This window comes from Pirellulaceae bacterium (assembly GCA_029243025.1).
Lineage (GTDB): Bacteria > Planctomycetota > Planctomycetia > Pirellulales > Pirellulaceae.
In genome coordinates this window covers 43310-59643 of the sequence record JAQWSU010000018.1, presented here as the reverse complement: position 1 = coordinate 59643, position 16334 = coordinate 43310, and the positions used below count along the sequence as shown (strand labels likewise).

The following is a 16334-nucleotide window of genomic DNA, read 5'->3' as shown; positions in this document are numbered from 1 at the left end:
GAATGCGATGTTTCTATCCGCATGCGGCTTGCAGTGATGAGTGTCTGTTCTAGGTCAGCTCCGCTCAAATTGGGCTTTGCCGTTTTCTCATGCCAAGGCCAGACTTCTCTTGCGAAAAACGGTGTCGATGCGGCATCACCTCTATCATCATATGGGTTGCGATCCGTTCTGTTGAGGATGCCGTAAATTCCTCCAAGACCCGAATCAATGCCTTGAACAATCTGTGGGAATTGTGGTGGGTGTCCGGAGCGCTGGAGGTTCAGGATCCTGTTTCAAGTGGTTGCGTTTGATTTTTTGTCCCCCAAGATGAAGCCGGCGACCAGTTACAACCCATCGAGTTAAATTGGTCAATGCTGCTAAGTGCTAAGAGAAGTGATCATGAATCTCGACGGATCCGTTTTGTCGAGCTTCAGTAGCTTGATTTTTTGGGTTGGCCGCCGCAAGATGAACATTGAGGAAAATCGGAACAGTCGGACGCGGAGATACCAGTTTTTTGGGGAGACGCTGTTAGCTGTTTTCCTCTCATTTCACGAATGTCTCGATTTGGTGAATGTTGTTTTCATGACGTATTATCTGCTTATCTGCTGGTAAATTAGCTAGAAATCGCCTGCTATGAGTGACGTTGTCAATCAGAGTACTGAGGAATATCAAAAGCAAGGATTGGCTTCACGTGAGAAGCCAATCCTCTCTGTTGTGATTCCCGTTCGGAACGATCCGGAACATTTGAGATCTTGCCTGAGTTGTCTGAAAGAATCTCGCTTCGAATCGTATGAAGTGATTGTCATTGATGATGCGTCAACGGATGACACTGCGGCAGTAGCGAAAGATCTGGGAGCGAAGGTCATAAGCCTAACGAGTCAATCCGGTCCGGCCAAAGCAAGAAACCTTGGTGCTACCGAAGCAACAGGCGAATATGTCTTCTTTCTCGACGCCGACGTTCTTGTGAATTCGGAGACGATTCGATTGATCGTGGAGGAATTTAAAGGTGACTCGACGATTGATGCGGTCTTTGGGTCCTATGATCTGAACCCAGGGAAACAAAATATCCTTTCGCAGTATAAGAATCTGTTTCATCATTTCGTCCATCAAAACAGTCGCAGAGAAGCAACGACGTTTTGGAGCGGTTGTGGTGCAATCAAGCGACAAACGTTTCTTGATGTTGGGGGATTTGATACATCCTATGCGAGGCCCTGTATCGAAGATATTGAATTGGGCGTGCGTCTTCATCGTCGAGGGCACCGCATCTGCTTGTTAAAGAAGGTTCAAGTGACGCACCTAAAGCATTGGTCACTCTGGACGTTGATGAAAACTGATATTTGGGACCGAGCGGTGCCGTGGACAAAGTTGATGTTGCGTGATGGAAATGTTCCTAACGATTTGAATGTAGGTTTTTCACAAAGACTAAGCGCCTTGTTTACATGTTGCCTGCTTGTAATGTTGGCAATTAGCGCGCTACTCCGACCCGAGCTTATCTTGTTTCCTGTACTCACTGTAGTCGGGATTCTGCTAGTGGATGCTTGGTCGATCAATCGACGGATCCCTGGGATCGCCCGCGTGGTTGCCTCGGTCCTTGCGCTCGTAACAGCCACGGTTTTGACGATTCAATTTCACTTTTGGTCAATTGCGCCGTGGCTTGCAATCTTAGGCATTCTGATTCTGAATTGGCGTTTTTATCTGTTTTTTTCACAAGAAAAGCATCCTCTTTTTGCGGCAATTGTGTTTCCATTGCATTTTACTTATTTCAGTTATTGCAGTGCGACCTTTGCAGCCGTCTCCTGGTGTCATTTATGGCGACGTTCTTTATTCTTAAAGCTGGTTCTCGTTGCTGGAATGATGATTAGCGGATCGGCACTTGGCGAAATCTATGTGAGGTATTTAATCGCTTTCGATCTACGTGAGCCGATAACAATCTCTGATGCGACGATGGGCTGGAAGTCGCGTCCAAATCTTCGGCAGATCCAGCGGAATGTTCGAGGGCAGGACCTTGCGGTCGACGTGGATGAAAAAGGCCGTCGCGTTTCTTCCGCGGATTCCCGAGAAAGCGACCTTGCCGAAGCGTCTCCAGTGTTCCTGTTTGGCGATGAGCTTGTCTGGGGGACGGATGTTGACAACGAAGATACCGCTTCGTCGAAACTGGCCAGTCAAATCTCGAATCCAGTTTTTAATTTTGGTGTCATTGGTTTTGGAACTGACCAGGAATTGTTACTAATGGAGTCGGTCTTTGACGGGGATTCTCACCGGAGCGGCGATGTCTTTGTATTGGTCAACCCGAGCGACTTCATAAACGTGCAGCAAAACCAAAATTATTTTCTAGGGCGAACAAAGCCTGTCTTTCACGTGAGCCAGGACGGGCTGACGCGAGAATCGTTCGCTCCCACCGTAAAAGAGCAGCTGATGGATGTTTCACGGTTAGTGTGGTTGCTGAACAGCAAGCTAAACACTTGGTTTCATCCCCAAGAACCCGAGGCTTCATCAGGGGTGGAAACGGTTATCGCCTGTCTCGACGAAATGCGCCAAATAGTCGAATCCGGTGGGCGTAAATTTCATTTGCTTGCTGTGAACGCGCGGCAGTCGATCGCAGGAGAGTCGCCACTTTGGTGGCAGGAATTTATTCGGCGAACCGAAGCCTTGGATGTCACGTCCCGAATGTGGGATGCTGAAGCAAAAACGTTTTCCAGTGGACGTGAATTCAACCAGCGACTAGCTCAAGCTATTTGTGAGCAAATCGATTGTGACAACAGTCATGCAGCAAGGAAAAGTAATCCTTTACCCTAACTATCGACTAGGCCGTTGCAAATACCACAACGATTGTTGGGGCGGGGTAGGGCACCATCTTTGGGAATGCAGGTGATTCAAACGGATCGCTTGACTTAAATCGAGTATGGCACGAACATTGGTCGGAACGCATGCCGATTAACGCGATGGGTACGTCGTTAGACATGAATACGTCGGCGTCGAAAGCTTGTGACGGTTGCATTAGAGGCAAAGCGGTCATTTTGGGGGCGGTGTTGAAGCCACCGGTTGTATTCTCGCAGCCTGCAAAAGATTTTTTCGTCAATACGGGGGAGAGGCGAGTTGCATGAAGTGAGACTTCGCCTTCAGAGTTGAATGTACAACGAAATCAACAAATCTCTCACTCGCTGTCCTTTGAAGGCGATGATCTTTGTTAATGCGGATTTGGACAAGAGTGTGCCATTAACGAAGGCGGCATTGAAGCTCGCAAACAAGATTGAGGGATTTGAGGTAGTCGGTATTTGCAAAACTGCAGCGTATGCTCAGACCGATGTATCTGGATTTCGCGGGATGTCGAATGCCCTGATTACCCGCACTGCCAAAAAAGTATTCAACTTTGCCACCCCGATTTCTTTTCGTGGGTGCTTATCGGGGAGCCTTAGTTCGCTTGCTTGCCGATATCGGGTAGGGCATATTGTCCCTCCCAATCGCAACATTAATCACGCCGATTTCGCTGAATTTGTGCGAAATGAGGTGGCGGCTAACATTGCATTTTGTTTCGGTTGCACTCAAATCTTTCGGAGAGAATTGATCGATGCCTTTGATGTTTGTGTCAATCTGCACAGTGGGATTCTACCGAAATATCGTGGTTGGATGGCAACGCAATGGTCTGTTTATTTTCGAGAAGCTGACACGGGATATTGCTTTCATCACATGTCCGAGGAGGTTGATCAGGGCCCAATCATTTGCTCGGGTACGATACCGGTTGAGAATCGATCTCCCAAATGCCTCGAGTATGATAAGGCAGTCGTGGCGGGAAAGCAGTTGTTGAGAGTGCTCCAGGCGGTTGCAGACGGAAATCCAGGCAAACCACAACAGGGTATCTCGAGAAAGTTTGACAAGAAGGATGTTGCTGCGATTCAGTTGATTGAAAATCCGGCAACGCTGGACTTTCAGGAGATCCAACATCGAATTCGATCGTTTGATGGCATTTGGCTGGCAGTGAATGGTGACATGCACTACGTGACGAAAGTCAAACGGTTGAAGTTGGGTGTCAAAGCAAGTCATTCCTTTGTCACGAAGGATAGAGTGACCGTGTTGGCAACTCGCTTTAATTATCTCCCTTTTGCGGTTTATCGCTTGCTCAACAGAATTGGTGTTGAACACTTACCCGTGATGCAACTATCCGATTGACTAACCACGTCGATGGATGACGGCAGCTGGAGTGAGTTGCCGGGCAGGAAAAGGGGAAGTGGCCGAGGCGACAGCTTTCCCTTCTTGGGGCGGTTGATTGATCACGAATTTTGTATCTGATTCGATGAATCGTACAGAGAGATCAATTCCTGATGAAATGAACTTTGGCGGTATCCATGTCATAAATGCCGCCGACAATGATAATGTCACCGTTCTTTTCCATGTTGCGCAAAATGGGACTTCCTTTGCGAATAAATTTGATTGTGTTTTGAACGTTTGCCTGGGTGACCATTTCTACAAATTGCGGATTCTTGCTGGATTTCTTACCCTGATAATCTTCGAATTGATCAATCGCTGGAGTGATATTTTTCAACATGGCGGTGATGTTGCCGAGTTCTACGCCGTCAATGGCACCGTGGATTGCTCCACAGTTGTCGTGCCCAAGAACCAACACAAGTTTTGAACCTGAAGCTTTACAGGCGAATTCCAGACTTCCCAGAATGTCGGTATTGGCAAAGTTGCCCGCCACCCGAGCAACAAAGATGTCGCCGATGCCACAATCAAATACGTCTTCGACTGGAATGCGCGAATCCAAGCAGGAAAGAACCACTGCCTTCGGGAATTGACCGATCGCGGCCTTTCGCCGTTGTTTTCCGTGATTGCGAATCGTCAGCGAATCGTTGGCGAATCGCCTGTTACCCGCTTCAAGTAATTCAAATACCTGTTTGGGGGTAAGGGCAGCTTGTTCTTCTTGGGTCAGCACGCGCTTGGTACGCGGAATGAAACTTGCCTCATTTTCTGATTCCAATTCACTTGTGTCCCCGGTTGTGGATTTTGTATCGGCCGATGCGATCATGGGTAAGCAGAACACACAAAGAGCGAAAATCGAAACTAATTTCATCGAGACCATTTTATGTCCTTCTCTCGTGGGGATTTAGCGGAATTCAGATTTCGCAAACACGGGATGTCACTTATTTTATCAACGAATCAAAACAACCGATCTAATTCACTCTTCATCGTAACAATCTGCGCCGTAGGGAAATTGCTGCTGAAGCCTTAGGCGGTCATTTGTAGCAGGAAACGATCGTTGGAGCCAGACACAGAATATCGGAAGTTCTTGGCTCGGAACAATTCCACCGATACTGGAAATTGTATTTATCTCTGATGGAAAACGTTGCAAAGCTTTGCTCGTTTGGGTGTTCTGCTGGATTTGAGCTGGTTTTTTCGTGAGAACAAATTGGGCTGTGGCAGAAGCTTTGATCGTTTCACGGCGTTTCCATTGCATCGGGACGGTAAACAAGTCCAGAATGCTAGTGCAGTTGTCGGGGATTAGCAAGTCTGCCAAGTTGAACCGGGAACGTGATGAAAAGGGGGCATCGCACACTGACGAACCGAGTGTTTTGTCCATTGCCGGGACGACAAAACCGATGATGGAGAGCTCCTGTCTCCATCATGCAGGTTTCCGAGTGACCGCATGGCGAATGCCTCTCATGGTTGTGAAGCAAGCAGGATGCGGTGGTCGAGTCGATCGGTAGTCATTTTGGCGAAGAAGACTGATAGTTTGATTGCTCTTCTCCAAGGCAGGCGGCAATTCCGTCCGTCAACTGAATTTCATTTGACTTCTTCGCCAGGACGTGCAGCACGGCTTGGAAAGTTAATTGAATGTCCTGGGTGGTAACGATGCCGATGACTCGATGGTTTTCAACGACGGCGACGCAAGAGACACCTTCGTTTAGCATTTGCGTCACTGTGGGGCTAAGCATTGTATCCATCGAAACGTAAAATGGTCTCGGCAACATGGCATCTGAGACTCGTTTCGCTTTCGTGCGAGCAATGTAGTAGCGACTCAGAAGGCCGACGAGCGTGCCATTCGGCTTAGAAACGACAAGATAGTCGGCCGCTTGTTTCTCGAACATTTGCCGTGCCCGTTCAATCGTATCCCCTGGGCGCATCGTCTCAGGTGTCCGCGTCATGATTTGGCGTATTTCGATGTCGCCGGTCATTAACATTGCAGTGTTGTTATAAAGACGACGGCACGTTCGTTGACGTTTCATTGCGACTCGGTTACTGACGGAGTCGGCACAATCCGTTGACAATCGGCGGGGTGATCTCATCTTTCGTTGACGCTCACGGAGAACCAGCCAAGCCAACGCAATAGCCAGTGAAAGGCAATTAAGTACGCTGGTCCACGCGGGTCGGGAATTGCGCAGAAAGGTGGACTTGTCGTACGGGACCACTCCCGATGGTGGATCGGACGAATCGGCCCTCATGTTGGCAGAGGTAGGACTTATGTCGACGGTACGTATGGTAACGGCGGTCAAATCCCCGATTGATCCAATGATCGCCAGGGCCGCCAGGATAAGAACCGTTGCCAGAATTGTTTGTTCAAACACCATCGATCCGGTGAAATGACGCGACATTCTTCTGATCGAGAACATAGATTTGTGGTTTGGTCTAATCTTGAGTGCGAAAGGTGATAGGCACAAACGGACGTGTTCAGCGTAACGCTAGATTGGCCGGTCATTTTGTCAAGCGAGTTTCTGCAGGCTGAACAAGCTCGCTGGAAGAAATCACGTCCCTGTCCGTTGCATTCAAAAGAGCAGCGAACCACGGGGGGGGATCTGCGGCGTGGGCTAGGATCGCTCAGGCCGATTTGAACCGGCAAATCTTTGTTCCTGATTTTCAGTGGCAGGAGTCGTGCTTCGAAAAGCCTCTTCGACGATGATTTGCCTACTTTGAGATTCGTCTGATGCTTCGATATCGTTCGATCAGATGATTCGTGGAGGTATCGTGGTTCAGATCAAGATCTTGCTCGCTTTCAAGTTCCGGAATGATACGTTGTGCGAGGACCTTGCCTAATTCAACGCCCCACTGATCGAACGAATCCACATTCCAAATGACACCTTGAGTGAATACCGAGTGTTCGTACAACGCTACGAGCTTTCCCAGCACATTAGGAGTTAATTGGTCAGCAAACAATGTATTTGATGGGCGATTTCCTTCAAACACTCGGTGGGGCACTAACCAATCAGGTGTACCTTCATCTCGGACTTCGTCGGCGGTCTTACCGAAAGCCAAAGCTTCTGCTTGGGCCAGTACATTGGAGATCAGCATGGCGTGATGTCGCCCGATCGGATTCACCGGATGTGCGAATGCGATGAAGTCGCAGGGTATCAGCCGCGTACCTTGATGGATCAACTGGTAAAAGGAGTGTTGCCCGTTTGTCCCTGGCTCGCCCCAGTAAATTGGTCCGGTGTCAACAGCGACTGGATCGCCGTCCATGGTGACGCGTTTTCCATTGCTTTCCATTGTCAACTGTTGCAGATAAGCTGGAAACCGTTTCAGGTATTGTTCGTACGGTAGCACAGCGACAGATTGAGCATCGAAGAAATTGGCGTACCAAACGGTTAGTAGGGCCATTAGAACGGGAAGGTTCTGTTCAAAAGGTGCGGAACGAAAATGCTCGTCCATCTCATGGAATCCTTGCAGCATTTCGTGGAAATTTTCCGGACCGATGGCCAGCATGGTTGAGAGGCCAATTGCCGAATCCATCGAGTATCGTCCACCGACCCAATCCCAGAACTCAAACATGTTTGCTGTGTCGATGCCGAAATCGGCAACTTTTTCAGCGTTCGTCGAAACGGCCACAAAATGTTTGGCGACTGCCGCTTTGTCTCCGTGAAGTCCTTTCAATAACCAATCTCGGGCACTCTGGGCGTTGGTCATCGTTTCCAAGGTCGTAAAAGTCTTCGAGGCAACGACGAAGAGTGTCTCCTCCGGGTTGAGATCATGAGTTGCTTCGAAAAAATCCGTTCCATCAACGTTGGACACAAATCGGAAGGTTAGGCTTCGTTGGCTGTAGGATCGTAATGCTTCATAAGCCATGACGGGGCCAAGATCAGAACCGCCGATGCCAATGTTGACGACGTTGCGAATCGGTTTCCCTGTGTGACCTTTCCAGTCACTGCTGCGCAATCGCCGACAAAAATCCGCCATTTTGTCGAGCACCGCATGCACCTCGGGTACGATGTCCTGGCCCTCCACGACAATTGATTTTTCGCGTGGTGTCCGTAATGCAATGTGCAAAACAGATCGGTTTTCGGTGACATTGATTTTGTCACCGCGGTACATAGCATCAATTCGTTCTCGAAGTCCGACTTCTTCGGCAAGCTTTGTGAGCAGTTTGACGGTTTCGTCGGTAATGCGATTTTTTGAGTAGTCTAGAAACAATCCACCGAACTCCGTTGTAAAACGAAGCCCACGTTGCGGATCATCTTTGAAGAGCGAACGAAGGTGGACATCTTTGATTTCGCGGTGATGAGCAGCGAGTGATTGCCAAGCCGGCAAGGTTGTCAGCGAAGGTTGGGGTGTCGTCATTCTTAGGGTCCTAGATTTGTTGTTTTCGATTCACGTCGTCGTCACGAACACGAGTTTTCTTGAATTAGCCCGTGATCGTTGCCGGATTGATCACAATCAGAGAAAGAGCATTAAGTCCAGCATTTGACGCGCTGTTAATGTGATTCGGCGACAACCGGGTTTACTAAGTCACCAATCTTTTCAATGGAAATCGTTACACTCTCACCCGGTTTGAGGAAAATAGGTGGAGTTCTTCCGGCTCCAATACCATGAGGTGTTCCTGTCAGGATTACGGTGCCGGGCAACAGGCGTGTACTTGCGCTGAGAAATTCGATGAGCTTTGCGACTGGAAAGATCATGTCACTTGTGGTCCAGTCTTGCATGATCTCGCCATTAATGGTTGTCTTGATCGAAAGTGTCTGGGGATCAGGGATTTCATCCGCGGTGACGACGCAGGGGCCCAGCGGACAAAAGGTGCAAATGTCTTTGCTCGACACCATTGACCTCCTCCACCGTTCATTTGCCAATGATGTTCGCTGACGTCGTGTGCACAGGTGTATCCGAGTACGTGATTCAACGCGTCGTCGGCAGACACATTGAGACATTCTTTTCCAATGACTACGGCCAGTTCACATTCAAAGTCAACTTTTTTACATTGGAGTGTCTGCGGGATGACGATTGGGTCGCCCGGATTCTGCAGAGCACCGATATTTTTCATGAATAGGATTGGATAGTCTGGGAGTGTTTGGTTGCCTTCTGCTGCGTGACGAGCGTAGTTGAGTCCGATGCAGAGAATGTCAGTTGGCACGAGTGGCGCTAACGGTTTGGAGATATCAGCCGGACTACCTGAATCGGAATATTCGCCGAAAAGGTCGCCGTCGATGCGTGTTGTTCTGCCGTCGGTATGTTGGCAACCAAAGTGAGTAACGCCAGATGAATCGTGGTATCGAATGAATTTCACGTTGAATTCCTGTCCCGTTTAATGCCACTCCGATGCATGATGTTGTTGGAGGTGTCCAGATCTTGTCGCAAATTAGTCACTCTGGCAAGTCCGCTCAGGGTGACTGCTAACACGGTGGTCAGTCCTTTTTTAAGAGCCTTGGGCCTGAGATCTTGACTCCAATTGCACCAAGGGGCGCCGTCACGACGATGCTCAGCACTGCGATGGCAAGAATTGTCTTGCCACTGGCTGCGGTCATGCTGGTCATTTTGCCATCCAGGACCATCGATAGTGGGACTGCGCCCATGGCCGCTTGCACGGTGGCTTTGGGGAGGTAGGAAATCATGCAGAAAATGCGTTCTCGGCTATTCAATTGAGAGCCGAGAAGGGAAACCCAAACTCCACCACTGCGAGCCACCAGCCCGATCGCCAGAATCAGCAGGCCAACGCCGACAATACCAGTCGTCAGTTCACGAAGCTGTACTTCGGCACCGATATAGGCGAATAGCAAAATTTCCGCCAGCACCCAAATCTTTTGAAACTTTGACGCCAAGCGATTGGCGAGTGTGTCGTAGCGTTCAAGTATTACAAATCCGATTGCCATGATGCCCAGTAGGGCAGTGATGGGTACGATTGCTTGGACTTGGGGGGACTCGCAAAGATCGTAAAAAGCGACTGCAATGATCATGAAGAGAATGATCTTCTTGGTATCTCGCAAATGATATCGTTTGAAGAACCAAACGAGCAGGTAACCGATCAGGATACCGATGCCGGCGCCAATTAGGATCCCAGCTGGAAGACTGATCGCGAGTCTGAGCCAGTTGGCGGAAACGCCGGTCGCAAGGCTGGTAAAGGCTCCAAAAATCGTAATCGCGAACACATCGTCCACCGAAGCGCCAGCCAAAATCAGTGTCGGAACTTCTTTTTTCTTTCCGAAGCCATTTTCTTTCAGCTCAAGCATTTGCGGGACGACGACCGCGGGAGATACGGCAGCAACGATAAATCCCAACATGCCAGCTTCGAAGCATGGGAGATCGAGTAACCAATGGGCTGCCAGCGTGATGATTGTGCCCTCGGCTAGGCAGGGCACAAATCCCATTCGGATGGCAGGACCGCCGATCCGGTTCAGAGTTTCTTTGCTGATTCCCAGGCCTGCACGGATCAGAATCACGATCAATGCGACCGTTTTGAACTCCGTCAATAGCATGAGCACTTCGGCGCTCAATAAGTTGAAACCACTTGGACCGAGTAGCACGCCTGCTCCGATCATTCCCAGGATTCCCGGCAAGCCACATTGAAGGAAGATGAAATTTCCTAGCAGCGAGGTAAGGATCAGAATGGCGATTTCAGTTAACAACGGGGCAATGCTCCTAGCAGATCGGGGCAACTCGTGCGCCAATCAAGGGCTCGTTTTGGGAGAGACGCTATTCTGGTGTAACGAGACGTTTAGTTCAACGCGAGCTTGCCCAGCACGGTAAGAATTGTTGGCTTGTCTGCTGGCTGCCAACCGAGTCGCCATCAGAAGCTCTTTGTTGAAAGGAACCGTGCCGTCCCATGAACCTCGCCGAGGTAGGTGACGCGAATCACTTGCCAGGATTTGTTTCATTGGAGCCATCCAGGCCCTTGATCCAGCCTGCCTAAACGCTCGGAAGGGTCCACGGTTTACGGTATTTTGGCCGCGTCAAGAATTGATTTGCCGTTGGGTCATCGCTGCAAGTATAGGTCTCGGCATCAAAGCGAATGGTTCGACCCACACGCCAAGCTGCGTTGCCTAGGTGGCACATCAGGCTCGACGGATGGCCGATAGTCTCCAAGTCTGCGTTGGGCTTCGTCCGGCTGCGCATGCAATCCAGAAAATTATTCACGTGTGAAACATCATTGCCGTGGTAACTCCCGGCCTGTTCCTTAACGAGCTTGCCGCCTTTTTCAAAAGCACGCCAGCGATTATTTCCGATGATGACATAGCCTTCGTCACCGTAAACCGCTCCACCTTCGGTCTCTCCTTCTAACGGATAGGGGCTCCAAAGACGCATTTCGTAGGTCATGATGCGTCCTTGGCCGTAGTCGTAGGTAATCATCAAGTTGTCAGGCCATTCCTGGATGTCATCGAAATAGCACTTTCCGCCATGTGCCGAAATGGCTTGCAGAGAGCCCAGTGCGGGTTGGTTGGCGCCCTTCAAAGCGGCTTCGAAAGCCCAGCGAGTGGTGTCTAACCGATGAACACCGTCGTTTCCTAAATCACCCGCGCCGTAGTCAAAGAACCAACGCCAGTTACCGTGAAATCTCATCGGATTAAATGTTCGTTTTGGCGCCGGGCCGAGCCACATGTCGTAGTCAACACCCGCGGGTGGGGAGCTGTCAGGTGGGTGGCCGAGTGAGCCTTGCCGACAGCTTTCCCACGCCTTGGCAAATAACGGGCGGCCAATCTTACCCTCTTTCATGAATTGCACCATGTCTTGAAAAAATTGGCCGCTGCGAGATTGGGTGCCCAGCTGGATAATCCGTTCGTGCTGCTTGGCTGCTTTCACCATTAAGCGTCCTTCGACGGCATTATGCGCATCAGGTTTTTCTACATAGACATCCTTGCCCGCTTGGCATGCCATGATGGTTGGGATTGCATGCCAGTGAGTGGGCGTTGCCAGCACAATCGCGTTGACGGCCGGGTCGTCAATGCACCTACGGAAATCGTTTACGGCTTCTGTCGGACGACCTGTTCGTTTAATCAATTCAGTCGTTCGACGTTGTAGAACCGTTTCATCGACGTCACAGATATACTTGACATCGACCTGGGGATTTTCCGTAAACGCTTTGAGGACGCTGTTGCCTCGACCACGCACCCCAATCATGGCGATCGTAATTCGATCATTGGTTAACGAGCTTGATGCTGTCGATGGTAGAGTGACCGATAGACCGGCGGCCACTGCCGTTTGAGTAAGAAAGTTACGTCGCTTCATCGCTCTTGTCTCCTGGTTCGTTCACAGGACTGAACGTACTATGATTCTAGCGAGAAAAAGAGCTATTTGGCAATCATTTTTCTCTCGATAGTCGCAAGGATGACGCTGAATCGGCAGCTGGAGCCGATGGTTGAATATGAGGGTTTGATACAGAAACTATGCGATCGGAGGAAACGCAGGGAGTGTGCAAGTCGCATTCTGAACTATCAATCGCTGCTCAACACTAAGTGCCGGCACAGCCGTTCAAGATCGAGAATGCCGATCGACCCGCTGGCAGATTAGCGAGGAGAGCCGGGCGGGTCCTGTTGTGGGAATTGGAGTCCCAGACGCTGCGAGGTCGGGCTGAGGGCGCTGAGCAAGTTGTGGATCGGCGAGTTGGTGGTCGCGGGCTATGCGGTGGCGACGGTTGCTCCCGGCCAAGTCGCCCACCAATTTTGGAACAACTGAAGTTGCATTTCTGCGAATCGTTTCTGGCTCGGACTCAATTCGTCACTTGGATTGAAATGGTATTCATATTCCAATTCACCTAATAAAACGAGGAGGTGCTTGTAATAAAGCACAAGGTCAGGACCTTCGTCGAAGGTGGAAAGGATTTCCAGTGCTTGCTCAAGCTCCTCAGCCAATTTTCGCGCCTCTTCGTCACCGGCGACGGCTAAGTTACATAGGCCGATCAGTCGTAAAACTTCGTTCGGCAAACAGTTGCCAATTCCCGTGATGGCACCTCGAGCGCCGCAGCGAAGGAAACCGTGAAATACCTGAGTGTCGACGCCGGCCATCAACACCAGATCTGGATCGGCGTGAGTGATGTGCTCGGCTGCATAACTCAATGCGTCTCGGCCACCAAATTCTTTAAACCCAACCAAGTTCGGGAATGAACGCCGTACATCAAAGAATAGATCGGCTCGAGTTTCGAATCCGTAGTAGGGACTGTTGTAGATGACTGCCGGTAGATCGGGAGCCGCCGACAGAATACTCGAAAAATGTTGCTTTTGGGCTGCTGGGGACGTGCCTCGAGATAACAGACGCGGAATGACCATCAGTCCTTGGGCACCCACTTTCTGAGCGTGTGCTGCATGGTCCGTTGCGCGCGTCGTGTTTTGCGCCCCTGTTCCAACGATGACGGGTATGCCCGCTTCGACGAGTTGATGCACACCTTCTTTGCGTTGTTCGTCTGTCAGCAGTGGCCAATCGCCCATGGATCCACAGTAGACAACCGCCGTCATTCCCGACGCGATTAACTGTTGAGCTTTCGCGACCAAGGCCGTGAAGTTCGGAGTGCGATCCGCGTTGCAGGGAGTCATTAATGCCGGTATGCATCCGCAAAAGACATGTTTGTCCATGTGTGTCTCGACTCACCATAGTAGCGTCATCCAGTCGATCACCTTGCCGACCGGCGAATCATTAATTTACAGGGTCGCGTTACGAGTGGTAGTCCTGCAGCGGCAAGTGCTCAGGAAAATTGTCGCCAAAGTCGCTATTTTTTGACGTCTATTTTGTGCGGTGATCGTCGATCAACTGCTTGACGGCTTCTGGATCCGGTATGCCGTTGATTTCGATTTCCAAGCCGTCCTGTCCCGCGCTGGAAATCCCAATCCAACCCACGTTCAGTATCCTCTGGAAAAAAGTTTGTCGTACTTGGATGTTTCGTACGTTGCTGTGAAACACATCATTGGTGAACTTTGACAAAATACCTTTGCGGAGTGTTGTCTGGTCGTTGGTGACGGTGAGCGTGGTACCCAATGATTTGATCCACCAAATAAGCAGAAGGATTAACCCAAGACCGTACGCTGCGATCAAAACAAGGCAAAGCATGAAATAAAAAGGATGGTTGCGGAACATCGAGGGGTGAGCTTCGTAAAGAACCGGTTCAGTTTCGACCATCGCTGCCTCGCCTTTTCATGACAATGGGACTGCATCTTCCAATCGACGAAACTACTAACATATTGTATTTCGACCTCCGGCAGAATCGGTGGCCGGGGAAAGGAGCGAGGCAGATCATGCAAAGGAAGATCTCAGAAGTGCCTGCGACGAATTTGCCGACTGATGCTGTTTCTTGATGTGAGTCGATCCACCGGTTGGCCAAGGCAAGATGCCCGCCGCAATAGGTGAACCAGCAAAAGAGAAACCAACGCTTCTGCCAAATCAAGCAGACTGAAATAGGGGGCGAGTCCGTGTTCGGCACCTTTCTTGCTCCGTTTTCGACGGCGGAAGCAATAACCATTCCGATCTTAATGATTGTTGCGCTGGCGAGGACTACTCGGTTCCTACCCTCGAGTTGTCATCTTTCCTTTTGTTATTCCGATCTGCGTTCGGAAAGTTCTGATTTTCAATTTGGATTGCCGTTCATGCGAATGGGGAGTTCGCAAGGAATCGTCGCGAAAGCTGCCAGCTCGATTTTGTTTGTCAGGCAGTCGGAAATGTTTCGCAGAACAGAATGGACGCCAGCTTTTTCTTACTCGAGACGTACACTAGAGACACGTTGGTTTGTGTCTAGTTATCAGTTCACGGGAGTATAGTTGTATGAGTCGCATCAGTTCTTGTGGCGGCGTTTGGCTCGTTCTATTGGTCACCTCGGTCACGGTCGGGCAAAGCTCAGGTAACGATTCAAACGAGCAGGCGATTCGAAGCAGTGCGAACACTTTTCGCGCGGCCTTTAACCAGGGTGATGCCAAGGCACTTGCAAACCTTTGGGTTCCCCACGGCGAAAATATTGACCAAACCGGACAAGTACAGCGTGGCCGTGAAGCGATCGCCGCTGCCTTCACGAAGCTGTTTTCTGAGCACGCGGGGGCGTCAATCGACATAAATATTGAATCGATTCGTTTTCCGCAGCCGGATGTGGCCCTCGAAATGGGGACAACTACGACCACGTTGCCCGGTCGTGATCAAGCGGTCGGCGGGCATTACACGGCGACCCATGTGAAGCATCAAGGCGACTGGCTGCTATACAGTGTCCACGAAGGACCGCCTTTGCCGCCATCGAATTTCAAGCACTTGAAGGCTCTTGATTGGCTGCTTGGTCGCTGGATTGATGACCTGCCCCTGACCGGCAAAAAAGATCAAAAACCCATCCCAATCATCCATACCTCCTGCCGGTGGTCGATTAACCACAACTTCTTGATTCGTGAGTTCACCGCAACCGTGAATGGTAAAGTGACAAATACGGGAACCCAGTGGATCGGATGGTATGCTCCCGGGGAGCAGATTCGATCGTGGACCTTCAACTCACAGGGGGGAATTGTGACTGGCCTTTGGGCCGAGCAGGATGGAAAGTGGACTGTGAAGACGCAAGAGGCCTTGCGTGGCGGGCAAGTTGTCACGTCGATGGAAACTATTTCGATTGCCGAAAACGGCGTTCAAACCTGGCGGACAACCGATCGAAAGGTCGGCGAAAAGCAACTCAGAGATCTTGTGGTAAAGGTGAAACCTTATCGGCAATTTTGACTTGAATTGCTCACATGCATCAGTGAATTATAATCAACAAGACGGGTTTCCAACTTCGGAGAAAATATAATGTGGCGACGATTTGCAGCGATTATTTGCATCAGTATTTTGACTTTGACCTGGGCGACTGCAAGTGAAGTTCAAGCACGTGGTGGCTTGGGTGCCTACCATGCGGGTAGTTTTTCTGTTGCACCGATGGGTGCCATGGGAATGCAGCCGAGCGCCTTGCCAGGCAGCAACAATCTGAGGCCCGGTTTTGGTTCGATGAGTTATCATCCCTCGGTTGGTTACTACCATGCCGCACCGTCACCGTTTACCTATTCACCTTACGGGGGATACCATTACAACGAGTCTTACGCGAATCCGTATACCTACCAAAACCCGTATCAGTATCATCAGTTTTCAAATCCCTATCGAGTTCCCTTTACCACACCGTTTTGAGTTTCTTTTGTGAGCGGAATCGATTAAAAAAGGTGCAGCGTTCACACCTGCGC

At 50.2% G+C, this 16334-nt stretch carries 13 protein-coding genes; 4 read left to right on the top strand and 9 right to left on the bottom strand.

The window, feature by feature from the left end:
- Positions 1–612 precede the first annotated feature (612 nt).
- Together P8N76_07855 and P8N76_07850 are read left to right on the top strand one after the other, a co-directional pair.
- Positions 613–2775, top strand: coding sequence for a glycosyltransferase family 2 protein (locus tag P8N76_07855; GenBank protein MDG2381573.1), 2163 nt, complete (start codon positions 613–615; stop codon positions 2773–2775).
- A 333-nt stretch (positions 2776–3108) separates the two neighbouring features.
- The gene (locus P8N76_07850) at positions 3109–4146 is read left to right on the top strand and encodes a formyltransferase family protein (GenBank protein MDG2381572.1); all 1038 of its coding nucleotides are present in this window, start codon (positions 3109–3111) and stop codon (positions 4144–4146) included.
- Between the two features lie 142 nt (positions 4147–4288).
- Here the strand turns inward: P8N76_07850 and P8N76_07845 are convergent, their stop codons facing one another.
- The 9 genes from P8N76_07845 to P8N76_07805 form a co-directional block, all read right to left on the bottom strand.
- Positions 4289–5056, bottom strand: a complete 768-nt coding sequence (locus P8N76_07845) for a carbonic anhydrase family protein (protein ID MDG2381571.1) — start codon at positions 5054–5056, stop codon at positions 4289–4291.
- Positions 5057–5681: 625 nt separating this feature from the next.
- A complete protein-coding gene (locus P8N76_07840; protein ID MDG2381570.1) occupies positions 5682–6200 on the bottom strand; it encodes a CBS domain-containing protein in 519 nt (172 codons plus the stop codon).
- Between the two features lie 676 nt (positions 6201–6876).
- Positions 6877–8523 (bottom strand): glucose-6-phosphate isomerase, encoded by a 1647-nt coding sequence (gene pgi, locus P8N76_07835; GenBank protein ID MDG2381569.1) that lies wholly within the window; start codon positions 8521–8523, stop codon positions 6877–6879.
- A gap of 134 nt (positions 8524–8657) precedes the next feature.
- Positions 8658–8966, bottom strand: a complete 309-nt coding sequence (locus tag P8N76_07830; GenBank protein ID MDG2381568.1) for a fumarylacetoacetate hydrolase family protein — start codon at positions 8964–8966, stop codon at positions 8658–8660.
- The gene (locus P8N76_07825) at positions 8858–9463 is read right to left on the bottom strand and encodes a fumarylacetoacetate hydrolase family protein (protein MDG2381567.1); all 606 of its coding nucleotides are present in this window, start codon (positions 9461–9463) and stop codon (positions 8858–8860) included. Before P8N76_07825 ends, P8N76_07830 begins: the two co-directional genes overlap by 109 nt.
- Before the next feature lie 118 nt (positions 9464–9581).
- Positions 9582–10799: a cation:proton antiporter gene (locus P8N76_07820; protein MDG2381566.1), complete on the bottom strand. Its 1218-nt coding sequence runs from the start codon at positions 10797–10799 to the stop codon at positions 9582–9584.
- Positions 10800–11079: 280 nt separating this feature from the next.
- Positions 11080–12396: a Gfo/Idh/MocA family oxidoreductase gene (locus tag P8N76_07815; protein ID MDG2381565.1), complete on the bottom strand. Its 1317-nt coding sequence runs from the start codon at positions 12394–12396 to the stop codon at positions 11080–11082.
- Between the two features lie 389 nt (positions 12397–12785).
- Positions 12786–13736, bottom strand: coding sequence for a dihydrodipicolinate synthase family protein (locus tag P8N76_07810; GenBank protein MDG2381564.1), 951 nt, complete (start codon positions 13734–13736; stop codon positions 12786–12788).
- 148 nt (positions 13737–13884) lie between these two features.
- Positions 13885–14277, bottom strand: a complete 393-nt coding sequence (locus P8N76_07805) for a PH domain-containing protein (GenBank protein MDG2381563.1) — start codon at positions 14275–14277, stop codon at positions 13885–13887.
- A 639-nt stretch (positions 14278–14916) separates the two neighbouring features.
- Between P8N76_07805 and P8N76_07800 the strand changes: the two genes are divergently transcribed.
- Together P8N76_07800 and P8N76_07795 are read left to right on the top strand one after the other, a co-directional pair.
- A complete protein-coding gene (locus P8N76_07800) occupies positions 14917–15840 on the top strand; it encodes an SgcJ/EcaC family oxidoreductase (protein MDG2381562.1) in 924 nt (307 codons plus the stop codon).
- Between the two features lie 69 nt (positions 15841–15909).
- A complete protein-coding gene (locus tag P8N76_07795) occupies positions 15910–16281 on the top strand; it encodes a hypothetical protein (protein MDG2381561.1) in 372 nt (123 codons plus the stop codon).
- The last annotated feature ends 53 nt before the right edge of the window (positions 16282–16334 follow it).